This is a genomic window from Clostridioides sp. ES-S-0005-03 (assembly GCF_020658455.1).
Taxonomy (GTDB): Bacteria; Bacillota; Clostridia; order Peptostreptococcales; family Peptostreptococcaceae; genus Clostridioides.
This window is the reverse complement of sequence record NZ_JACVWI010000005.1, coordinates 106,382-130,879: the sequence shown is the minus strand read 5'-3', so window position 1 is coordinate 130,879 and position 24,498 is coordinate 106,382. Positions and strand designations below refer to the sequence as shown.

Below are 24,498 nucleotides of genomic sequence, written 5' to 3'. Positions count from 1 at the left end.
AATAAAATAGAAGTAAAATTTTACTTCTATTTTATTTATTATTATTTTTAAAATTCCATCTTCCAACTAAAAAAGCCAGTATCTTTATCTAATCCATAACTTAGATAAGCTGTATATTTTGAGCCTTTTTTACTAACAAGATCTTTAAATTCAACCTTTCCTTCTTTCAGTAATTTTTTTACCATAGTAGGGGTTACTTTTTTACCTAATGTTTTAATATATTTATCATTTTTCCAGATTGCATATTTACATCCTGTTTTCCAGTTGCTACATCCAAAATTTTTATCATTTTCAATAATATCCCCCTGACAAAGTGGGCATTTCCCAATTACAGGTTTAGTGAATTTTTTATTATTTGAAGTAGGAAGAAGTAATGTAGAATTATCATTTTTTATTAAACTTACAGCATTAATAGTAAAATCTTTTATAGTGTTTAAAAAATCTTCTTTTTTACAAAGTCCCTTTTCTATATCCAAAAGGGTTTTCTCAAGTTTACCTGTATATTCTAAGTCAAGTAATTGTCGAACAGGAAAGTTCTCAATTAAGCTAACTCCTAAACTTGTGCAAGAAAGGCTCTTTCCCTTAGTTTCCACATATCCAGTATCTTTTAATTTTTTTATAGTGTCTGCTCTTGTAGCAGATGTCCCTATACTAAATCCACTCAAGACGGATTCCATTATTTCATTTGAATCATCATCATTTTTAAAACTTTTTCCACAAGTTTGCATAATTTTTAGTAGAGTCTTTTCTGTATGTGGTTTAGGTGGTTTTCTTACAACTGTACCTATACTAACATCTTCTATACCTAATATGTCATTTTCATTTACACCAGGTAAAAGAACATCTTTAGCATCTCTTTTTTCTATTTCTTTCCAACCAGTAACTATTTCTATCTTTCCTTTAGATATAAAACATCCTTTTAAATCGTCAACTAAAACTTTTATTATAAGAGTAGTCTCATCATATTCAGCCATGGGCATAAATTGCATAAAGAATCTATTTTTTATTTCTGTATATACTATGCTTTCATCAGGGGTTAGGTCTTTAGGAATTATATAAGTTGGAATAATTGCACTATGACTTTCAACCTTTGAATTATCAAATATCTTTTTGCTATCATTAAATTTAATTTTATCTTCAAAAGGCTCTCCCTTTTTTAGAACATTTAGTACTCTTTCAGCTTTTGATTTTAAACTTTCCTCTAATGCGATACTATCTGTACGTGGGTAAGTTATATATTTATTTTCATATAGAGATTGTGCGACTTTTAAAACTTTGTCTGAGGTCCAATTATTATATTTACTTGTAACATGGCCTTGTAACCCAGATAAATTAAATAGAGAAGGAGCTTTCTCCTTTTTTCTTTCAACTTCTTTATTTAATATCTTACCTTTTTGTCCTTTTATCAAAGCAACCAATTTTTCTGGAGTTTTTTCGTCATCAAACTTTTCATTATTATTTTCGTCATAATATACTCCTTCTAAAAATTCATTTTTATTAGTATTAAATGTTGCCAATAATTTGTAATAAGTGCTTGTAACAAAATTTTCTATTTCTTTATCTCTATCATAGATAATTTTTAAGGTCGGAAGTAGAACTCTTCCTATATTAATTGTTTTAGTATTCCCATTTCGATATTTTAGGGTTGATACTGATGTCAGATTTATACCTATTATCCAATCTGCTAATTGTCTGCTCATACCTGCATCTTGGAGAGGTTTCATATCTATATTATTTTTTAAGTTTTTCATACCTTTGCTAATTTCTTCTGGAGTCCATTCATTTAAAAGGATTCTCTTTATTGGTTTAGTAGCTTTTAAACAAGTCAAAATTTCATGTGAAATTAATTCTCCTTCTCTATCAAAATCGGTTGCAGATATTATCTCATTAACATCTTCACGATTTATCAATTTTTTTATTATATTTACTTGTTTTTTTACATCCTCTTTAGATTTATATTTAAATTTATCTGGGATGAAAGGGAAATTATCCATTTTCCAGATAGACATGGCTTCATTATAATCTTTAGCATCAAACAATTGAAATAAGTGACCATAAGCCCAAGTTATTATATAATCCTCTCCTTCAAAGTAACCATCTTGTCTATTTTTAATATTAAATTTATCAGCAATATTTTTAGCTACTGAAGGTTTTTCTGCTATAAATATTTTTTTCAATATTTTACCTCCTAATTATAAAAAAATTATATATTTTTAAGAATATATAATATACTATAAAAATAATATTTTTTTAATAGAAAAAATTGAATTATGATTAAAAAAATAAAAAATTTTAAATTATATATTATTATAAAAAATAATATATAATTTAAATAAAAAATAATACTATAAAAAAAATAATACTAAATTTAGTATTATTTTTTTATATAAATATTCATAATAGTCCCCTCTTGAGAAGAATAAGAATAGTTTATAAGGATATTTTTAGATATGTAATTATGGAATAGTTTACTGGAGAGAATAAAGTCTCCTGTACTTCCCATCGAATTTAAAACTAAGTTTATTTTTAATATCTCTGATATAGTTTTAAAATAAAATATACAAAAGAAACTAATTATAGTAATTAATACAAGTGGAGCTAATAATATTATGATTGTTTGAATCTTATTATATAAAATAACTTCATTTGATTGGTATATTACTATAGAACCTATGTGTTTATCATATTTAATTTTTATTTTAGCTTTACCATTACTAAAAAAATTAAAAAATAATATATGTATGAGTTCATGTATAATTACTGTACCAATAACAATTGTAATAAAATAAAACAACGACTTTGAATTGATATTATTTATAAGATATTCAAAATCATTAAATAATATATATCCAGTAACAATTAAAATATTGAATATTATCCCTAAAAATATATCTAATTTACCTATATTTTCTTTGCTTATTTTTGATATTTTATTCATTGAAATTACCTTTCTTTTTTTTATAATATGCAAAAGGTAATTTCTTAATAACTATCATTTATTTTTTTTAAATTCAAGGAAATTTTGAAAAAAAGAATCAAAAATAACAACTGTAAGTAAAGCTTCTGTAGAAGAATCACTAATTGCTGAGCTAAGATTTAGTACATTTCCTGAAACATTTATTTTAAATATGGAAGAATCTACTAAAAAGTTATTTAACCTTGAATATATATAAAGGACAAATAAAATAAGATAAAATATGAATCTAATTTTACTAAACTTACTAATTCCAGAATTAGTGTTATATACAAACCAATAAGAAATTAAATACATTAATATTAGAACAACTAAAACAGATAAATAATATAACGATTTCATTAAACTTTCATATTCTAAAGAATCCTCTGGTATAGTATTAAAGTTTGGAGTCAAGAATATAAACAGAAAAACACATGTTAATAATATTAGGAAACAAACTATTAATAAACTAAAGAATATAATGTAAGAGTTTAGTTTCTCATTTGGTTCACATATAAGGTCCTTTTTAAATTCTTTCAAAGAAGAATAGAAAGAAATAAAAAGTAACATTAAGTATAAAAACGTATAATTTACACTTAAATAACCAATAAAGGGATTGTAAATAAATTCTGTCACAATAATAGCGAAAAGAACTAATGGGAAAATCTGTTTTAATATGATTAAATATTTTTTATGTAATGACGATATGTTTCTTGATCTTTGTATATATAACAGATATAAATATACTATCAAAAAAGCTATAAACTGAACTATAAGAAAGCTAAAAACAGATAAGAGTTTTTGTATTGTAAAATTAGGATCATCTTGAATAGTTTTATATAATGAGATTGCTATCCTCTTAAAAAATTTATTTTGTAGTAAAAACTCTATAAAATAATATAAATGTGTAAGTAGTACATAAAGTATTTCTAAAAATGTAATAATTGAACAACCCAAGAAAGCATAACCTAATTTATTTTCAATTAGATTAGTTCTCTTAAATTCACTCAAACATTTTAAAATAAATAATGAAAATAAAATGTTTAACATGTCTAATATGTTCCTTTCTATAAAATAAGATATATTAAAACACTAATTGTTCTTCTAAAATATGGATATTTATAGAACTTATTAACCATTTCAATATAATCTATTTAATTGTACTATATTTATTTTCTTTTGTATGGAATTATTAAAAATAAATTCTATATAATAAATAAAAAATATAAGGAGTTGGTTATATTGCTACATTTAGAATCTAAGGAAAAAACATGTGCTTTTACAGGGCATAGGCCCAATAAGTTATATGGAGATAATTTATTGAATAGAAGATACCAAAGGTTGGCAAAATTATTAAGAATACAAGTAATAAATCTTATAGAATTAAACAATGTAGATACTTTTTTCTCAGGTGGAGCATTGGGGTTTGATACTATTAGTTTTTTTACAATAGAGTCTTTAAAAGATAAATACCCTTATATAAAGAATAATTTAGCTATACCTTTTGAAAAACAATCTTTTAAATGAAATTCTTGTGATAAGGATAGATATGCAAGAATGTTAAATAAAGCAGATGAAGTTATATATGTTGATAGGCTTGATTTATATAATAAAAAAGATACCTATAATTATAAATATCAAAAAAGAAATGAATTTATGGTTGATGTCTCTTCTTTTACAATAGCATGTTTTGATGGTAGTAAGAGTGGGACATTAAACTATTTAAATTACGCAAAAGAAAGAAATAATAAAATTTATTTAATTAATCCTAAAGCTATACAATAAAAATATTTTATATAAACAATAAATATACTATAATAATATTAGAAATATTTATAAAAAATATAAAAAGAAGGTGTTGGCTTATTGTTAGGGGAAAAAATAATAAAAAAATTAAGATTATATCACTAATCTTAATTTTTTTATTTAGTAGCGTTCTTGTGGGATGTGATAAGTATATAAATTTTAAGTTGTTTATTCTTGATAATAAACAAGATGAGGAAAAAAAGGATATGTTTATACAAGGTATTAATATACAAAATAGTAATACAACAGAACAAGACTTAATTAAAATAAGCAATGTTATAAATAATGTTTTTAATAAGTTAGCAGACAAAGATTTTTATTATTCACATTTTTACGATTCATATAAGTATTATGAACCTGTTAATAGCTATTTTGAAGAGAAGTATTTTAATAAAATCATATCTGAAAACAAGAGCCCAATAAAAGAAGTGATTGATGCAATTTATTCTAATGAAAATGAATACTTTAAAGAAGCAAAAATCGTAGCTATAGGAGAGGATGTAAAAAATAAATTTGCTGAAATAGAAATAGTATCTTTAGGAGATTCAGAATTGTTTAATGTAGAAAATATGCGAATTGATTTTAATGATAATTTTCAAATTATAAATTCTAAAAAAATATCTAATAAAAAACAGATACAATATACTACAAAAGCATTAGATAAAGAAAGCTTGTTATCAAATACGAATGATATATTCCTTAAAGAATTTAATAAGTTTATAGAACCATTGAGAAATAGAAAGTTATTTGAAGAATTTAATTTGAAATTAAATTCAGATGTAAATATAAAAGTAGATGCTATGCTAAGTAATCTTCAGTATGAAGATATTGATAAAGATACACTGTTAAATTTTTTTACATTAAGTAGAGGAAGCTTCAATAATTATAAAATAGTAAAATACTATTTTGATGATAAGGAGGCTATGGCTAATTCAAGATATATAATAAAAATAGTTAATAAAAATAAAACAAATTCATTTGAAATTCTTTTCAGTAGGATTTCAAATAAAATAATAAAAATAACAGAGCTTTAAAACTTTATAATGGGCTATACAGATTATAATTATTTTATTAAGGAAAATTTCTATAATATATTAAAATTTATTATAGAAAGGAATTTAATAATGGAAAAAGAAAAAATAGATAAACAAGAAGTAATAAACAAAAAACTAAAAAAAGTTATTGAAGAGATAATTATTCAAGAAGAAGATTACTTTTCAGATAAATTTAATGGAAGGGATTTTAAGGAAATAAGGAAACATAAAAATCAAGTTTCTCAAATTGTTTTGGGAAATGAATTATTAGTAGAATATTTAAAGGCTTTTATTGTAGATGGGATAGATATGTATTACTACTTAAAAAAGAAATAATGTGGTTATAGGAGGAATAGAAAAGAGAATGAATAAAAGAAAAATTTTTAAGATAATAACATCTGCTTGTTTAATAAGTGTTCTTGTTTCTGGGTGTACTAATACAAAAAAGCTTTCAAGTTCCGAAAAAACAAAAGTAATGAATAAGATTTATAATTATTCTTCAACAGAAAAGGAAGGGCTTGAAGGGCTTGATGATTTGATTAAAAACAATATAGATCAATTTAACATAAAAGAAAGAGATGAGATGATTAATATCTATATAAGCAACATGTTTAATTTTATGGATAATTTAAATAATAAATTATATTGTTTAGGGTTTGAATTAGAAGATGTTGTAGAGAAATACAAAATTAATGTAAATGATGAAGCTTCCTTTAATTCCATTCCAAAAGAGTATGCTACAGTTAAAGGATTTTTACAAGAAGTTAAATCTAAAGGTTTCTCCCTTGAGGCTGAAAACGAGAATTCAAACTATACTATTACTGTTAATTTAGAAAAAGTAAATGAGAAATATGGTAAGTACATATCAGAGTCTCTAAAAAGATACTTAGAATTTAATAGTTATGAGATAAACTCTAAGATTCAAGTTATAGATGATAATAAAAAAACAGTTAATATGGATGAAGTTGTAAAAAGAATCAAGAAGATAGAAGCTGGAATGAATATAGATAAGAAACAAAGTTATGAATTTGCAGATAAGTGGACCAGCTCTCTTGAATATTATTACAATATATTATTTGGAGTAAGTCACAACTATTTTATAGAAACAGAGTATGTTAACAGTAATATACTTAAGCAATATAAAGATATAATTGAATCAAATAAAAATACTGATATGTCTAAAAAGCTTAGTAAAGTTGTAAATGTATTAGAGAAGAATAATAGAAAATTTGATAGCAATACAAAAACTCAAATTGAAAATATAATAAATGAAATATATACAAAAGATATAAAAGAAGCTATAGATAAAAAATATCCAGAGCAAATAAATAATAATTAATAAATAGAAAAGATAATATTTTAATATTATCTTTTTTTTATAAGATTTATATAAAAAGTACTAAAAAATATAGAATTTTATATTTTTCATTTAAATACTATTAAATAATATATTATTTAATAGTATTTAAAAATAAAATAATATTTTTAATATTTTTTAGAAATATATTATTAAATAATATTAAAAATTATATAATACAAAAAATATAAGTATTAAATTATTTAAAGTATCAAAAAAGGTGTTTAATTAGAGGAGGTTTTTTTTATGAGTAAAAAAGGAAAATTAGAAATAGAAATGCTTAATTACAATGAATTTGTTGTGGTAGATATAGAAACTACTGCATTTTCTATACAAAAAGGTGGTAGAATCCTTGAAATAGGAGCTGTTAAAATAAAAGATGGGGAAATTGTAGACAACTTTTCTACTTTAGTAAATCCTGAGTTAAAGATACCGAAGAAAATAACAGAACTAACAAAAATAACTAATGAGATGGTTAAGGATGCTCCTTATATTGGGAATGTATTACAGAGATTTAATGAGTTTATTAGTGATAGTGTAATTGTTGCACATAATGCATCTTTTGATTGGGATAGGTTTTTAAAACCTGCTTTAGCGACTATTGGAATTAAGTCAAACCATAAAGTTATGGATACAGTAAGTTTATCTAAGTTTACTTTTCCAGATAAAAAAAAGCATACTTTGATAGATTTATGCTCTTATTTAGAGGTAACATTAGAAAAAAACCATAGAGCTATAGATGATGCTATTGCAACTGCGAAGTGTTTTTTGAAATTAAAAGCTTTAAATGCAGATAAGTTAAATGATAATCTTCAAGTAAAATTTTTTGATGAAATTAATTATGATGAAAGTATAGAAAATTGTAAAAGTATAGTTATTAAAAGAGTTAAGTATTGGGAGAAAAACAAAATGAAACGCTTATATGTTAATTTCTCAAGTGGTGTTAATAGAGGAGAAGCTTATTTTAATATATTAACTAAAACTTGGCATATTAAAAAATTTGATTTACAAATAGATGTTAATCTTATAAATAAAGAAGTATTAAAATTCTTAGATTTAGAAAATATAGATGATTTATGTAAATATCGAAACAACTTAAAATAAAAAGACTGCTTAAAAAGCAGTCTTTTTATTTTAGTATAGGCATAAAAAAGATTTTGTCTGTATTTATTGTAGCTATTAAAGTGTTACTTCTCAATTCAAATATTTTTAATTCCTTTAAATCTTCATTGGAATAAAGATATCCTTTAGCACTAACTGTATTATATGTATTTGGTGTCTTATCTGAGTCTTTATTTGTATCATTTAAAGTTGTTTTAGTTTTAGTGGTTGAGTTACCTACTTTAACGGCATAATGAGATTCTATTAAAGCAGAATCTTTTTCTACTTTATCCATAAAATAAACTTCTAAATCTCCACTATATTGTGTTACTGGTAATACCTTATTGTTATTAAGTTTATAGACACTGTTTATATATAATGTATTTGGATTTACTTCCAATATAATTGATCTATTATTATCATATCCGAAATTGTTAAAAATAGTAAGACCATTTTTAGTAAGGGATATAAATTTAGTCTTCTCTCCAAGGTTTATAGTTTTATTAACTTTATTTGTTTTTAAATTTAAAGAAGTTATTAAATTATCTTTAGAGTATATCAGATTATCTTTAGAAACTAAATAATTATCAAATTCTCTTTCATTAATATAATTTTCTTTATTTTCTTTTAAAGAGATAGTTTTATAAGTCCCATTAGAATTAAAAACTATATAATTATCAGAAAAGTTAAAGTTTAAAATTTCAATATTATTTTTTAGCTTATAAACATTATTTTTAATAATTTTACCTTTTTTCTCTTCAATGCTATAGAAGTTACTGTTGTTATAAACCATTAATTTTTTCAAATTTGTATCTCTTGAATACATTGTATTACCTAAACTGCTTAATTGTAGACTATCAACTACTTTCTGGTTTGAAGTTTTAATCAAATCAATTTTCCCATTACAAGTACCTGTTAGAATATATTCAGCTTTTTTTATCCCCACATCTCCATATTGGACATCTGTCATATTCTCATTAAAATTATTTTTCTTGATAAATAAAAAAACTGTAATACATATTATAAATAAGAATAGGAGACTAATTGCCAATAATATTTTTTGCTTATTTTTTTCAAATAAATATTTGAAATTATCCATTAAACACCTCCAAAAGTTTTAAATAGGAATTATTGCTTAAAGACCTTATATAATTTAATACATTATAGAACTTAGTTCAAAATTATATAATAAAAAAATGAATAAATATCTATATGTTTTAGGAATATATATTTTTTTAGAATCTATAATGAAAAATAATATTAAAAAATGGTTTTTAAAAAAAATATAAGAAAGAGGGTATTAATATGAACGAAAAAAAATATAATTTTAATTTCTATGGATTTGAAAAAGTAGGAGAAGCTTTAGTAGCATACATAGAAGGGTGGACTTGTAAATATAAAGATAAAGAGAACTTTGTAGAATTTCGAAAAGTATCAACAAAGAATGGAGAAAAACTTGTTGCAAATATGGAATTAAGTGCAAAACTACCTCAATCAGTTGCTAAATTTTATTTAGGTGAAGATTTTGATAAAGAACAACACTATATTAAAGTTACAGCTTGGGGTCAAGTTGCAGAAAGATTACAAAAATTTAACATAAATGAAAATATGTTATTAGGAGTTATGGGAAAAGTAAAAGTAGAAGAATATCAGAAAAAGGATGGTACATTATTCAAAAAATTAGTCATCACAATATCAAATTTTAATTGTGTGGCTAAAAATAAAAATACAGAAGGAAATAATGCTTCAGAGAACTTTAATAATATGAAAAATGATGTGATAGAAGCAGATTTCGAAGCAATAGACGATGATGATATACCATTCTAAGATTAGCTAAACAAAAACAAACAATTTAAATTGTTTGTTTTTGTTTTTTATAGTCAATATATATTGCTAAAAAATAAAACAAAATATATACTAAATAGTATAAATGTGTAAAAATATTCGATATAAAAATCTGAAAGGGAAAATAGTTTATGAAAAGGAAAGATTTTATAAAAGAGACTATTGAATTAGTTAGAGAAGTTGTTGGTATAGATGAAATTGAATCAAGAATGGACCTAAAAAATGGAAAAGGTTTATGTCCTTTCCATCATGATAAGAGAATAGGATCTTTTTCTGTTTCTAAAAATAAGAAAATATTTAAATGTTTCAGTTGTGGTGTTGGAGGAGATATTATCAAATTTGTTTCCTTATTTGAAAATATAACTTATGTTGAGAGTGCATTTAAAATAGCACTTGAAAAGAGGTTAATCTCAGAAGAAAAATATAAGCAAATATTATCAAAAAAACTTTCAGAATCAGAGAATTTAAAAATTGAAAAAACTTACATAAAACAAAATCTTATTGAACATCAAAGCAAAAAAGCTGATAATGAAATATTAAATAAAATCTATTCTTTGTTTATAAAAGGTTTTGATTATTTAGGTAAAAATAGATTAAATGAAGAAGATGTAAAACATCTTAAAAATAAAAGAGGGCTGACAGATAAAGAAATCGAAGATACAGGTTATTTTTCTTTCCCGAATAGATATATATTAAAACCTTTCTTAGCTGACTTAGAAAAGAATAACATTAAATTAAGTACATTAAATAATATACCAGGTTTTTTTTATAACGAGAAAAATAATCGATATGACTTTACTACTATAAAAGGAGGAGGTATTGCAATTCCAATTAGGAATGAATTTAAACAAATTGTTGGAATACAGATAAGAAAAAATATGGTAAATAACCATGAGAGTAGATATATTTGGTTTTCCTCTGCTTTTGCTCAAGAGAAAGAAGGATATAAATTTGGAACATCTGCTGGTGTGTCTATAGATGTTATTTATCCAAAAGAATTAAAGGTAAAAACTATTTTTATTACTGAGGGCCATTTTAAGGCTAAGAAAATAGCAAAAGAGTATAATAGTATAGCAATATCAATTCAGGGCGTTTGTGCTTGGGGTAATATTGTAGAAGTAATTAAGAATATTCAAAAAATATATAGTGAGGTAAATTTACCTTATATTTATATCGCTTTTGATGCAGACATGGGATATAATCTTGCTGTTTACAAACAAGCCCTGAAGTTAGGAGAAGCTTTGCGAGAAATAGAAAATAAAAAAATATTTTACGTTCTTTGGGATAGTGATTTTGGCAAAGGAATTGATGATTTAATTGATAATGGAAAAAAAGATATGGTTGATAAAATCTCATTTGGTGAAATGAATACTTATTATAATAAGTATATAGAAATGTTAATATCATTATTTGGATCAGATGAAAAAAAATATCCAAAGGAAACAAAAAAAGAATTGTATGAACAAATAATATTGAGACAACTTAAAAAATATAAAAATATATAAAAAAAATAGGGAGAGAAAATTATAATTTTCTCTCCCTATTTCTATAATATACCATGATTAAAAGGATTTAGATTATTAAAATCTTAAAAAAGGGGTGCTATTTATGGAAAAGGTATCAGTTGTACATAGTTATAAGGATTTAGATTATATAGAGATAGGAGCAAAAATTACATTTAAAAAAGATCCAAAAAATAAAATGGATGAAGATGCAATAATTGCATTTTTTAAAGAAGATAAAATAGGTTTTATATCTGCACAACCAAAAACTATGGGTGAAGGCACTGTTTCAAATCATGATATAGTAAATAAGGTAAAAGACGAATTTTATGGCATAGTAGTTGATCATCAAGAGATAAAAACAAATAAGATAAAAAGAATTTTAATAGTTGAAATACAGTGTGATTCTGAAAAACACAATAAACAAGATGAAATTATAAAAGGGTTAATACTAAAAGTAAAAGGAAGCATAAAAGAATGTAAGAAAAAGATGGAGGTTATTAATCAATTTAGAAGTGGAGAAAAAATATTTTTAAAAGTTGGATTGGAAGATGAAAAGATAATATTACTAAAAAATAATGAAAAAGCTGGTATTGTAGAGGAAAAAAGCTTTCCTAAATGTTCTTCTGTTAATGATATTAAAGCATTAAAAGCTATTTTAGAATCAAATATTGACATAGGATTAGCTGAAATATATAAAACTGAAAAAACAGATTTTTATGTAGCTATTGATTTTAATTTAGAAGAATATAAAAGTATAATTAATAATGCTTTAAAAGAAGAAAATGGGAAGATAAAAGAAAAATTAATTAAAAAAGGATTTAATAAAACTATATTAGATGAGATAGAAGATTATTTATTAAATAATAATTTTAAGACTGATTTAATTCAAAAAATATTTAATACTTACAAAAAATATGGTAAGAATGTTTCTCATAGAATTCCTAAAGAAAATCCAAATTATAAAGACAATTCTAATAATCTAAAAATAGGTTGTTCTGCAATTAGAAACAAGTGTCATATACTCTGTTCTGGAGAAAAAGGTACAGGTAAAAATGTTTTTGTAGAAACTATGGCTTGGATATTCCAAAGACCTTTATACTCTATTTCTACGAGTAAAGAGACCGATAAGTTTGACTTATTAGGGTCAAAGAGCGTAGATACAACAGTAGACGAGAATGGAATCTCAAAGAGCACTATAGTCTTTGAACCTGAAGTACTTCTTGAAGCTATGGAACAAGGTGGAATTATAAATGTAGATGAAATAAATTTTGCTGATCCAGGAGTGACAGCTCTACTACATTCTATTACCGACCATAGACAAGCGATTGAAGTACCAGGCTATAAACAAATTAAAGCTGAAGAAAATTTTATTGTAATAGGCACTATGAATATCGGATATGAAGGGACTTCTGATTTAAATGAAGCCTTATCTGACAGATTTGTAGATATATTATTTGAACCTAATAATAGCATATACTCTATTTTAAAAGATTCTTGTCCTTGTGTTAAAAAATCAGATTTATTAATCGCTGATGAAGTTTACACAAAGTTGACATCTCTGATAAAGGGTACAAATGCTGATTTAGACGAAAGTTGTATGAGTATTAGAGGTTTTATACATGCAGTGAAGATGAGTGAAGATTTAGAAAGCATAAAAGAAGCTTTAATTGTTGGAGTTGCAAACAAAGTAAGAGATACCGAATATAGAGAAAATGTTAAAGAAGTAATAGAACAGATATGTGCTTAAAACAAAAACCACTTAAGTGGTTTTTGTTTTATAAAGATAAAAGGGGAGGAATGTTATATGAATAGTTTAGAGGTAATGGGAAGAAAGGATATTATTAAATTTTGTGATTCATATGGGATTAATAAAAAATTAAAATTTTTAGCTACTTTGATAGATGAAAAAATGGAACAATTTAGTTTGTTTTTAAAATTAGGTGGAAGTACTTATACGGATTTTGAAGATGTTTTTATAGGTATCCCAGAATATATGGAAGGGGAAACAAAGGAAGTTTTGTTTTCTATTTGTAAAGCTTTAATTGGGCATGAAGTTTCCCATAAAAACTATACACCAAAAGAAGAGTATGGAGGTTTTATAGAAGAATTTAGTTTGTATTTTAAAAATAAATATAAACTGAGTAAAAATAAAACTGAAGAAGTTGGAGCATTTATAATAAACTCAATTGAAGATGGAAGAATAGAAAGATTATTATCTTTAAATTACCCAGGCATAATTAAAAATTTAATTTTAATGAGAGGTTTCTGGTGGAGAGAACAACCAATAAAAGATAATAACAATGAATTATTTGACACTTTATTTTGTATTACAACAATTTCAACAATGGGTATTTTACCAGAAGATTATATTAAACATTATACAAATGAAAATATAATAAATAATATAAAGCTCTATTGCCCTAAAGCTGTAAATTGCAATAACTTTAGTGATTGTTTAAAATATGCATGGGAATTAGTCTATTCTATAGAAGATTGGTTGGTATCAGAAATAGAAAAGCTTCCTGAACATGATAATTTAATCAACCTAAATAGTGGTTTTTCAAAAATAGGTAAAAATATAGATGGAAGTATGAAGAAATATGAGGAATGTGAAAAAGAAAGTACAGAGAATAATATACATGGAGCATTTAAATCGGATGATAAAAAACAAGAACTTGGTGAAAGTACTAATAAGTTGGAAAGTAGCACTAATGATGAGAATAGAGCTAATGATTTTGACTTAAAAGAACTTGTAGATAAAATAATATCAGAGTCTAAAGATTTTTTATATAAAGAATCTAATTCAGCAATAATCCAGGCAGAAAAAGAAGATATATTAAAAAAAGAAAAAGATAAAAAGGATGAACTGGATGCAAAAGACTCATTGAGCCAAGAAAAAATGAAAGATATAGAAAAATATTATAATAAGTTATTTAAAGATAATAATTTCCAATTTATGGATAATCTTAATATGATAAATTACAATTATGAGAAAGTAAGTGCTAAAGGAGATATTTTAACTGAGTCAAAGAAATTAAAAAAAGAGTTAAGTAAAATAATTATAGATCAAGTAAAGATAAATCCTAAAAATAAAAAAAGAGGATTATTAGATACTAATGCTATTTGGAAAATGCAAAATAAACAATATGACATATTTAAAAAAAGATATTATGATAATAAAAAAAATCATGTATTTTATGTTTTGGTTGATGGAAGTGGTTCTATGACAGGTGAAAAATTTAAAGAAGCGTATAAAGCTACAGCTATATTGGAAGAAGCTTTAAGTGAGTTAGTAGCACTAAAAATAGCACAATTTAATGTGACTAATAACATAAATCATCATATAATTAAAAATTTTAATGAGAAAAAAGGGAATAAGAGTTTAGCTTTCTTAAAAAATAATAAAGCAGAAGGATGTAATTTGGATGGATATTCAATAAGAGTAGCATTAGAAGAATTAAAAGAACGAAATGAGGACAAAAAGATTTTAATTATTTTATCTGATGGTCTACCATATGTTAATCGCTTATATGGAGGTAAATTAGCCTTAGATGATGTTAAATGTGCTATAAGAGATGGAAGAAGAGATGGTATATTAATTTTTAATATAATGTTTGGTAATAAGAATGAAAGAGAATCTTTAGCTAACAAATTCTTGTATATGTATGAGAAAAGTATAGTTTCATGTGAACCTTATCAGATTCCAACTGAACTATTACGAATAGCTAAAAGAGAATTATTAAAATAATATTAATTAATAAAAAATTATTAGAGCTAATCTAATAATTTTTTTTATGGATTTTATAAAAAAGTACTATAATATAAAAATTTAAAAAGTATATTAATAGATAATTTTTTTATAAAAAAATTATTAAATAAATTTAAAAAGGGAGGAACTTTTATGTATGTTAGTCTTAGCAAAAAACAATGTGAAAAAATTAAAATTAAATTAAAAGAGGAAAAACAGAAAAAAGATAATAGTACTTCAAATTATTTAAATTTGATTGAGAATGATGGAAAGATAGAGGTATCTTTACTAAATAGTAAAGAGGTTTTATTTGTTTTAAAAAAAGAAAAGTTTTTTAAGGGTAATTTCATAAAAAATAATATATTTGATTATAGGAACAATTTTATAGGAGAGTTTGTTGATGAAAAATTAAAGGTTATAACTTGTATTAGGTTACATGGACACACAGAGTATTCTCTTCTTGATTCAATAGTAAGAATAGAAGATTTAGTACAAGAAGCAGAATATTCATGTTCAATTACAGACCATGGAGTAATGTATGGCTCAATTAATTTTTACAAACAGATGGTATCTCAAAATAAAAAACCTATAATTGGATTTGAGGCCTATTCTGAGAGTATAGATGGGAGTATGAATAAAAATCATTTAGTTCTTTTAGCTAAAGATGAGGTTGGCTATAAAAATATATCTAAATTATGCTCTATGGCCTATAATAACTTTTATAAAAGACCACAAGTTAAATATAGTTGGTTAGAAGAATACAATAAAGGTGTTATAGTTTTATCGGGATGTATAGCTGGAGAAATACCAAGAGCAATAGCTGATGGAAACAATAAATTAGCAGAAGAAGTCGCACTGAAATTAAAAGAAATCTTTAAAAATGATTTTTATATTGAGATTCAAAGACATGATATTAAAAATGAAGGGAAAATAAATAAACATTTAATATCATTGGCTAAGAAGCTTGATATAAAAGTAGTAGCTACTGATGATGCTCATTACTTAAAAAAGGAAGAATTTTTGATTCATGAGACCCATTTATGTAACCAAACAAAAACAACTATGGATGATCCCAAAAGATATAAATTCTCAGGGACAGGATATCATGTACATAGTTGTTTTGAAATGGAAGAAAAATATAAAGATATTCCTGAAGTTTTATTTAATACATTAGAAATTATGGATAAATGTAATTTGAATTTTGATTTTGGGAACAACATATTACCTGTCTTCCCAAGAGAAGAAGAACAAAATTTAACTGATGAAGAATATTTTAAAAAGCTTTGTTATAAAGGCTTTAAAGAAAGGTTCTATGGTAGTCCTAAATATGAATCATTTGAGTATAAAGAAAGATTAGAATATGAAATAAAGACAATATGTGAAATGGGTTATCCAGATTATTTTCTAATTGTCTGGGATTTTATTAATTTTGCTAAAAAAAATAATATACCTATAGGACCAGGTAGAGGAAGTTGTGTTGGATCTCTTGTTGCATATGTATTGAAAATAACAGAAATGGACCCTATTCGTTATGAATTGCTATTTGAAAGATTCTTAAACCCAGATAGAATTAGTATGCCTGATATAGATGTGGATATTGGAGATGAAAGAAGAGATGAAGTAATTAATTATGTAAGAAAGAAATATGGTAAAGATAGAGTTTCAAAGATTATTACTTTTGGAAGGATGGGAGCAAAAGGGGCTATAAATGATACGGCAAGAATTTGGGGTAAAAGTACAAGCTTTCGAAGTGAAATTAGTAAATTAATTCCTTTAAAACCTAATATTACAATAGATGAAGCTTTAGAAGAATCAACTGGGCTCAAACAACTTTATGATGGGAATTTAGAAGTTAGAGAAATTATAGACAAGGCAAAAAAAATAGAGGGACTTCCTAAAAGTAAGGGAATTCATGCATGTGGAATAATAATAGCGAGAGAATCAGTCACTAATTTCTGCCCACAAATTATTGTAAACAATAAGGATACTGGAGAAAAAGAATGGGTTACTCAGTATACAATGGGAGAGTGTGAATCTATAGGGTTGCTCAAAATGGATTTTTTGGGTCTAAAGACAATGACAATTCTATCTGAATGTATTGATGATATTAATAAGAATTATAATAAAAACCTAAAAATAAATAATATACCTGTAAATGACATTGAAGTATATGAACATATTTTTAAAGGAGATACAAGGGGTGTTTTCCAGCTTGAAGGTCCAGGTATGACAGGGTTTATGAAAAATCTGTTTCAAGATGTTCCAGCTTTTTTAAATACTATTTCAAATAGTTCCTTATCAAAAGAACAGATTGAAAAAAAGAAAGAAGAATTTGGAGATGTTTTATTTGAAAGACTAATCGCTGGAATAAGTCTTTATAGACCTGGCCCCATGGAAGGTGTGAAACGTTAGAAACCCCAATAAGGTTTCTCAATATAATCGCCTATTGGTAGATTATTATTGAACTTATATATCGAAGAATCAAATGATAGGGTAACGCCTTGAAGGGTTCTCGCTAATCTCCGACTTGCGTTCTTAAATGCAATTTTAAGAAGGTTTGAAGCTCGGTGAAGTAAAGACTAAGTATACCCTAACTATTCCACTTTAGAATAGAGGCAAAAGGCTCAGAGGTGAGCAATGTATACAATGGTATGGGTGTCAATGCCTATATATGGTGAGAATGTTGCTTAAACATAGCAACTGACGAACTTCCGAATGTACGGACTTTGAAATGGGACTTTACAGAAATGTAGAGGGGAGCTATTAATGCTTCGATTACCGAGGTTGAGTACGAATCTTCCAATAGAAAGACCTTGCAATGTTACAGGCATTGGAGAGTAATCAAGTCTATAGGAAGCACCTAAGTATAGGATAATGATAGATATATAGGAACGTTGAAAGCTATGAATTGTGGAGGGATTGCACCCAACGATACAAGTTTATTGGAAAACTCCTTACTGAAAGGTTTTGAGTATAACAATAATTAATCATAGTGAGAGTGTTGCCACAGTACCTAAGAAGCGATGATAACAAGTCGTGGAGGGATAGGCAATAGCCTGTGGGAAATCCTAAAAATATTCAATAAAATAAACATAGCTTCGAGTATGACAAAGAGAACCTAAATCCAATCTGAAAAGGAGGATGGTGTCTATGTTGACTTCAAGGAAAAAGAACAAAAACAAGAGTTTAAAAAATAGGAAAATCAGAACGACTGAATATTACAATATGCAAGAAGTAACTGATGACCTATACCAAGATAGTCTAAAAGGCAAAAACTTTAATAATCTGATTGATATTATATCGTCAGAGGAAAATATTAAAATGGCTTATAGAAATATCAAAATAAACACAGGCAGTAATACAGCAGGTGTTGACGGACTAACAATTAAAGATATAGCTACACTAAATGATACAGAATTAGTCAAAGGCATTAAAGATAGGTTGAATAACTACAACCCAAAAGCAATTAGGAGAGTTATGATACCAAAACCAAATGGTAAAGAAAGACCATTAGGAATACCTTGTATATGGGATAGATTAGTACAACAATGTATCCTACAAGTATTAGAACCTATATGTGAAGCTAAATTCCATAAAAATAGTAATGGATTTAGACCTAACAAATCAGTTGAAAATGCAATAGCCCAAACTATGAAGATGATACAACAACAGAAATTATTCTATGTTGTAGATATAGACATTAAAGGATTTTTCGATAATGTAAGTCATAGTAAGTTGAAAAAACAACTTTGGACTATGGGAATAAGAGATAAGAACCTTTTAATAATCATTACCAAAATGCTTAAAGCAAAAGTTCAACTTCCAAATGGAACAAGAATAAGTAATGAAAAAGGAACTCCACAAGGAGGAATACTATCTCCCCTACTATCAAACATAGTTCTTAATGAATTAGATTGGTGGATAGCAAGTCAATGGGAAAATGTTCCTACTAAAAAGGAATATAAATGTGCAGTACATTCAAGTGGTGTAGTAAACAAAGCCCATAAATTTTCAGCTATTAGGAAAACTAAACTTAAAGAAGTCTTCTTCGTAAGATATGCAGATGATTTTAAAATATTTTGCAAAAACTACAATGATGCAATCAAAATGTATCACGCAACAGAAGATTTTCTAAATACAAGATTAAAGTTGGAAATCAGTCCAGAAAAATCTAAGGTTACAAACCTTAAACAAGAAAAATCAGAATTTCTTGGATTTGAAATTACAACAAACCTAAAAGGTGATAAACGCATAGTAGTATCTCATATGTGTGATAAGGCAATTAAGAGAGTAACTAACGAACTTAAAGAACTTATCTATCAAATTAAACATAGTAGTAAAAAACAAAGATATGTACTAATTAGTAAATACAATTCAAAAATTATCGGAGTTCATAACTACTATAAAATAGCAACCTGTATAAACTTAGATTGCTGTAAGATACAAAATGCTGTAAACCTAAAATTCTTTAACGCTATTAAAAAGGAATATTCCAGAGATGGAAACTCACCAAATGGATATATTGGTAAGAATTATGGTAAATCTCGACAAATGAGATATATCGCAAACAAACCAGTTGTACCAATAGGTTATATTAAAACTAAAAATGCAATGCATGTTAAAAATATAATCAATAAGTACACTCCAGAAGGTAGAGAAGAAATCCACAAAGCATTATCAAGTGCAATAGATATGAATATTCTACACAGACTAATGAACCAAAGTATAGTAAATCAAACCATAGAATATATGGATAACAGAATTTCTGTTTATACTATGCAAAAAGGAAAATGTTCTGTGACAGGAAATAAACTCGAATATGATGATATACATTGTCATCATAAGAAACCAAGGAAACTTGGAGGAACAGACGAGTTTAGAAACCTAACAATAGTATCAGTAAAAGTGCATAGATTAATACATGCTACTAAGAAAACCACTATTAATAAACTCTTAACCGAGTTAGATTTAAAACCAGAACAACTGTTGAAAATTAATAAGCTAAGAAAGTTAGCCGAGAATGAAGAAATCAAAACAATTACTTTATTCTAAAAGATATAACAAAGCCAAATAATATGAAATATAGAAGTTAAAGAAATAAGATTATAGGTCAAAAACCTTGAAGTGTGTAAATTTATTGAATAATAAATAAAAGGATAAGTCCAAGGTGGAACGCCGTATGAAGTGAAAGTTTCATGTACGGTGTGAGGTGGGGGAAAGAATGGAGATATTAGAAATAATATCAAAATTTTACCTATCACCATAAATTCCTAATTATATAAATAATATGATAAATCCAGAACAAATTCATTACGATACTCCTAAATTAGAGCCAATTTTAAAAAATACTTATGGGATAATTATATATCAAGAGCAAGTTATAAATACTGTCATTGAACTTGCTGGATTTTCGAAAGGTCAAGGAGACTGGATTCGTAAAGCAATGGGAAAGAAAAGAGATGAAATTTTACAAGAGTATGAGCCATACTTTATATATGGTTCAGGAGATGCAGAGGATAAAATAACTAAAAAGCCTTTAAATATAGTTGGATGTATAAATAATAACATTAGTGAAGAAGTAGCTAAATCAACTTGGAACAAAATGGAGGATTTTTCTAAGTATGCTTTTAATAAAAGTCATGCTGGGGGATATTCTTTACTTTCATATCAAACTGCTTGGGCTTCTCATTATTATCCAGTTATTTTTATGAAATCTAATTTAAATGTATATATAACAAATACGAATAAATGTAAGGCGTTTTTAGCATATTGTTCAAGAAAAAATATAACTGTATTACCTCCTTCAATTAATAAGTCTAATAAGAAATTTTCAGTTGAAAATAATTGTATAAGATTTGGATTTCAAGGAATAAAAAACTTAGGTTATTCCTCAGAGCTTATTATTAAAGAAAGAGAAAGTGAGAGAGGTTTGTTTAAAACTTTCCAAGATTTCATTGAGAGAATGGTTAAATATCAAAAAACAGATAAAAGAGTCATAGAAAATCTAATATTTGCTGGAGCTTTAGATTGCTTTAATGATTCTACAAGAAAAGAAAAATTAGAAATACTTCCTTTTATATTAGAATCTTCTAAATTGGATAAAAAGAAAAATATACAAGGTCAAATTAGTATATTTGATACAGAAGATCTTTCAGATATAAAAGTAATAGATATCCCAAGATTAGGAGAATTTACTAATGACTATCTTCTTGAAAAGGAAAAAGACGTTGCAAACATATATATATCAGCTCATCCTTTAGATGATTTCAAAGATGTATTAGAGAAAGAAAAAGTAGTAGAAATTATTGACTTAATATCTGAAGAAGATGAAGAAGAAGAAAATCAAAATAATCTAACATGTTTGATTGATGGGATTGTTGAAGTAGCTGGGGTGGTTAAAGATGTAGAAATAAAATATTCTAAAAAAAATAAACCTTTTTATATATTTAACCTTGAGGATAAAACAGGAGAAATAAAATGTGTATGTTTCAACAAGTTAAAAAATGAAGATAACATAGTTGATAAAAAGAAGATAATTGCAAAAGCAAAATTATCTTGCAATAATTTTGGATATCAATTAAATATTTTAAGTTCAGAGAACTTAGATTCAAAGGCTAAGAAGAATAATTCTATTTTAATAATAGGCAATAAAAATAGAATTGAAGCTGTAAAACAGTGGAGATATCTAAAAGATTTTATAAATAAGAATGAGGGGAATAGTAATGTATATTTTAAGTTTGATGGTGTTGAATATCCCTTTAAAAATAAATTAGATTTGTCTTGGAAAAATTTATATGATCTTCAAACTGTATTTGGAGAAAATAATTGCAAATTAAATATAAATATGAAAAACAAAGTACATGTTAATTAACATGTACTTTGTTGTATTTAAAAAAATTATTAATTATAAAAAAACACATATAATAAATTAACTTTTAACTAATAGATAATTTTTATAAGAAACGAGGTGTAAGGTATGTTGTTTAATATAATAACGGAAAGTGGATGTATGTACAGGAATGTAAAAGTCATTTCTTCAAGAGGGTTTGCAAGAGATAAAAAAGATGTTAAAGGTGCATTAAAATATGAAAAAGGAATTACTCTTTTATCTCCAGTCTACATGAATAAATACATAGAGAATAAAAATGTTTATTCGATAGAAGAAGTAGAAGAGTAGAATACATTTAAATATATTTTTTCAAATAAAAAAGTTGGTTAATTTTAACCAACTTTTTTATTAATCATTGCATATCATATCTAAATCTATGTCTATGTCTAATTCTTCATCAACTTCTTGGTATTGCATAGATTCTTGTTTTTTATTAACTTCTACATCTTCATGAATTTCTTCTTTTTCCTCTTGTTTAGTTTCGACTTCAATATTTAATTCCTCTTTGTTTTCTATTGCTTCTTCTTCTACTACTGTTTCTTCTACTTCATTATCTTTTAGCTCTTCTATCATTACTACTTCTTCTAAATGATTTTCTTTATTATATATAATACTATTTATTCCTTCAGATAAGCTTTTTAAATCCACAGAAATAGATTTTCTTAAAACTTCTTCCAAATAGAGTTGAGTTTCTGAATCACTAATGTCAGGAAATCTTATTTTTAATAAACTTTCTCCTAATTCATATGCATTCATAACTGTTGTTAGAGACAAAGAATTAGAAATTTTATTTCCTCTTATAATCATTTTGCCTAACTCTTGAGACTTGTTTAGCTCCTCATTTCCTTCTAATTCATCTAAAATTCTGTTTAATTCAGTCTTATTTGAAATAAAAGTAAAAGCACAACTGTTTCGGATTTTTTTATTTTTCATTTGCATAATCACATCCTATTTTTGTTTTACTGTTTTTCTTTTTCTATCAATTAATTCTTCGTATTCAGTTAAATTTTCTTCATTACTTTGATTAATTTTAATAATTAAATCATTAAAAGCTTTTATTATTTTTTTTGTGTAATTTGCAAGTTCAATCTTCGAAATTTTTGAGTCTTTGAATTTTTGAGTTAGGTCTTTTATTAAATAAGAAGCACAGTTGTCCCAAGTAGCTGTTTCAGAAAAATATAAATTCCCACTATTATTAGGTAATAACTTTTCTAAATATTTTCTTAAAGCAATTGAGCCTCCACCCGTAAAAATTATTAAATGACTTCGCTTATATAAGAAAACATTTTTTGAGCTTAATTGATTAAGTATTTTATCATCTATAAAGTCTAAAACTGTATTTTCTATAAAACTTGCAACTGAATCATAACCATTTATCATATCATCGGAAATAGCATCAATTTCTTGGTTTTCTATCGCTTCTAATATATTAATAGAATCAATATCAACTATGTCAGCATTTATATTTTTTCTAAGAGTTGTTCTTAAATGTTCTTCAAGGTGGTTTGTCCCAGCTTCATCAAGAGAAAAACTTTCTAAAGTGTTCCCTTTTTCATCGTACAGTCTATGATTTAAGTTTTGGCCACCTATATCAATGACTCTAACTTTTCTTTTAGGAAATCTCATTCGAGGTACTAAAGCCATCCCTTCAGGAAAAACATTAAATCCAGTAATATTAAATGATTTGTCTGAACCATTTAATATTATATCTATTTTTTCATTAGATTTTATTAAATCAACATATTTCTCTCTTTGACGCTCATTTGAAAAATCAGATGATGGATATCCAACAACTACATACACATTTTCATTTTTGGAATGAACCTCTTTTGCAATAGATGTATATACACATAACTGGTGGTGTATATTATTTTTTGTTGTCTCAAAATTGTAAGAAGACTGTACACCTTCTCCTATTAAATATTTGTCACCTTCAAATTCTGCTCTAAATTGAAGATCAGAAGAACCATCAATATCAGAAAAGGTCCTTCTCGATTGTGTTTTAGAAGGGAACATGTAATGTGTTAAAAGCTCATATGTATTTGAAAATACAACTACTTTAACAGCATTTTTTCCAGGATCTACCACAATTATTTTGTTTGCCATTTTTTCATTCATACTTTTCCTCCATATATATAAAATTATTACAATATAATAAGATATTATCATAATATGTAAAATAATTCTATTATTTTATCAATTTATATAAATCATATTTATTTTTTTTGTTTTTTAAAAATAAAAAATAAAATTAAGA

General features: G+C 25.3%; 19 protein-coding genes. 14 read left to right on the top strand and 5 right to left on the bottom strand.

From position 1 onward, the window contains the following. Positions 1-47 precede the first annotated feature (47 nt). Both IC218_RS16905 and IC218_RS16900 read right to left on the bottom strand, forming a co-directional pair. Positions 48-2,177 carry a type IA DNA topoisomerase gene (locus tag IC218_RS16905; protein WP_227825005.1) on the bottom strand — a complete coding sequence of 710 codons (2,130 nt, stop codon included), beginning with the start codon at positions 2,175-2,177 and terminating at the stop codon, positions 48-50. Positions 2,178-2,374: 197 nt separating this feature from the next. Then, entirely contained in the window at positions 2,375-2,938 is a 564-nt protein-coding gene (locus IC218_RS16900; protein WP_227825004.1) for a DUF3267 domain-containing protein, read from the bottom strand. A gap of 1,260 nt (positions 2,939-4,198) precedes the next feature. On the opposite strand from IC218_RS16900, the gene IC218_RS16895 reads away from it, so the two are divergent. From IC218_RS16895 to IC218_RS16870, 6 genes are all read left to right on the top strand, one after another. Then, complete coding sequence (locus IC218_RS16895; protein WP_227825003.1) at positions 4,199-4,483, top strand: SLOG family protein; 285 nt, start codon at positions 4,199-4,201, stop codon at positions 4,481-4,483. 30 nt (positions 4,484-4,513) lie between these two features. Beyond that, positions 4,514-4,741 carry a hypothetical protein gene (locus IC218_RS16890; protein ID WP_227825002.1) on the top strand — a complete coding sequence of 76 codons (228 nt, stop codon included), beginning with the start codon at positions 4,514-4,516 and terminating at the stop codon, positions 4,739-4,741. A 155-nt stretch (positions 4,742-4,896) separates the two neighbouring features. Continuing rightward, positions 4,897-5,796, top strand: a complete 900-nt coding sequence (locus IC218_RS16885) for a hypothetical protein (RefSeq protein ID WP_227825001.1) — start codon at positions 4,897-4,899, stop codon at positions 5,794-5,796. Between the two features lie 90 nt (positions 5,797-5,886). Further along, entirely contained in the window at positions 5,887-6,132 is a 246-nt protein-coding gene (locus IC218_RS16880) for a hypothetical protein (RefSeq protein WP_227825000.1), read from the top strand. Between the two features lie 28 nt (positions 6,133-6,160). Next, positions 6,161-7,135 (top strand): hypothetical protein, encoded by a 975-nt coding sequence (locus IC218_RS16875; RefSeq protein WP_227824999.1) that lies wholly within the window; start codon positions 6,161-6,163, stop codon positions 7,133-7,135. 264 nt (positions 7,136-7,399) lie between these two features. Then, complete coding sequence (locus IC218_RS16870) at positions 7,400-8,257, top strand: PolC-type DNA polymerase III (RefSeq protein ID WP_227824998.1); 858 nt, start codon at positions 7,400-7,402, stop codon at positions 8,255-8,257. Positions 8,258-8,282: 25 nt separating this feature from the next. Here IC218_RS16870 and IC218_RS16865 read toward each other — a convergent pair whose 3' ends face one another. Further along, positions 8,283-9,353, bottom strand: coding sequence for a hypothetical protein (locus IC218_RS16865; RefSeq protein ID WP_227824997.1), 1,071 nt, complete (start codon positions 9,351-9,353; stop codon positions 8,283-8,285). 206 nt (positions 9,354-9,559) lie between these two features. Here IC218_RS16865 and IC218_RS16860 point away from each other — a divergent pair, with 206 nt between their 5' ends. From IC218_RS16860 to IC218_RS16825, 8 genes are all read left to right on the top strand, one after another. After that, positions 9,560-10,081, top strand: coding sequence for a single-stranded DNA-binding protein (locus IC218_RS16860; protein ID WP_227824996.1), 522 nt, complete (start codon positions 9,560-9,562; stop codon positions 10,079-10,081). Positions 10,082-10,230: 149 nt separating this feature from the next. Then, complete coding sequence (locus tag IC218_RS16855) at positions 10,231-11,604, top strand: CHC2 zinc finger domain-containing protein (RefSeq protein WP_227824995.1); 1,374 nt, start codon at positions 10,231-10,233, stop codon at positions 11,602-11,604. 103 nt (positions 11,605-11,707) lie between these two features. After that, entirely contained in the window at positions 11,708-13,351 is a 1,644-nt protein-coding gene (locus IC218_RS16850) for an AAA family ATPase (RefSeq protein ID WP_227824994.1), read from the top strand. A 57-nt stretch (positions 13,352-13,408) separates the two neighbouring features. Continuing rightward, positions 13,409-15,352 (top strand): VWA domain-containing protein, encoded by a 1,944-nt coding sequence (locus IC218_RS16845; RefSeq protein ID WP_227824993.1) that lies wholly within the window; start codon positions 13,409-13,411, stop codon positions 15,350-15,352. A gap of 153 nt (positions 15,353-15,505) precedes the next feature. Continuing rightward, on the top strand, positions 15,506-17,764 hold the full coding sequence (gene dnaE / locus IC218_RS16840; protein ID WP_227824992.1) for a DNA polymerase III subunit alpha: 2,259 nt from the start codon (positions 15,506-15,508) through the stop codon (positions 17,762-17,764). A 738-nt stretch (positions 17,765-18,502) separates the two neighbouring features. Continuing rightward, the gene (ltrA, locus tag IC218_RS16835) at positions 18,503-20,404 is read left to right on the top strand and encodes a group II intron reverse transcriptase/maturase (RefSeq protein ID WP_095903720.1); all 1,902 of its coding nucleotides are present in this window, start codon (positions 18,503-18,505) and stop codon (positions 20,402-20,404) included. A 214-nt stretch (positions 20,405-20,618) separates the two neighbouring features. After that, positions 20,619-22,223 carry an OB-fold nucleic acid binding domain-containing protein gene (locus IC218_RS16830; protein WP_413927335.1) on the top strand — a complete coding sequence of 535 codons (1,605 nt, stop codon included), beginning with the start codon at positions 20,619-20,621 and terminating at the stop codon, positions 22,221-22,223. Positions 22,224-22,328: 105 nt separating this feature from the next. Then, on the top strand, positions 22,329-22,529 hold the full coding sequence (locus tag IC218_RS16825; RefSeq protein ID WP_095903721.1) for a hypothetical protein: 201 nt from the start codon (positions 22,329-22,331) through the stop codon (positions 22,527-22,529). A 60-nt stretch (positions 22,530-22,589) separates the two neighbouring features. Here IC218_RS16825 and IC218_RS16820 read toward each other — a convergent pair whose 3' ends face one another. Both IC218_RS16820 and IC218_RS16815 read right to left on the bottom strand, forming a co-directional pair. Then, positions 22,590-23,174, bottom strand: coding sequence for a hypothetical protein (locus tag IC218_RS16820; RefSeq protein WP_227824990.1), 585 nt, complete (start codon positions 23,172-23,174; stop codon positions 22,590-22,592). A gap of 15 nt (positions 23,175-23,189) precedes the next feature. Beyond that, on the bottom strand, positions 23,190-24,359 hold the full coding sequence (locus IC218_RS16815; protein WP_227824989.1) for a ParM/StbA family protein: 1,170 nt from the start codon (positions 24,357-24,359) through the stop codon (positions 23,190-23,192). Positions 24,360-24,498 lie beyond the last annotated feature (139 nt).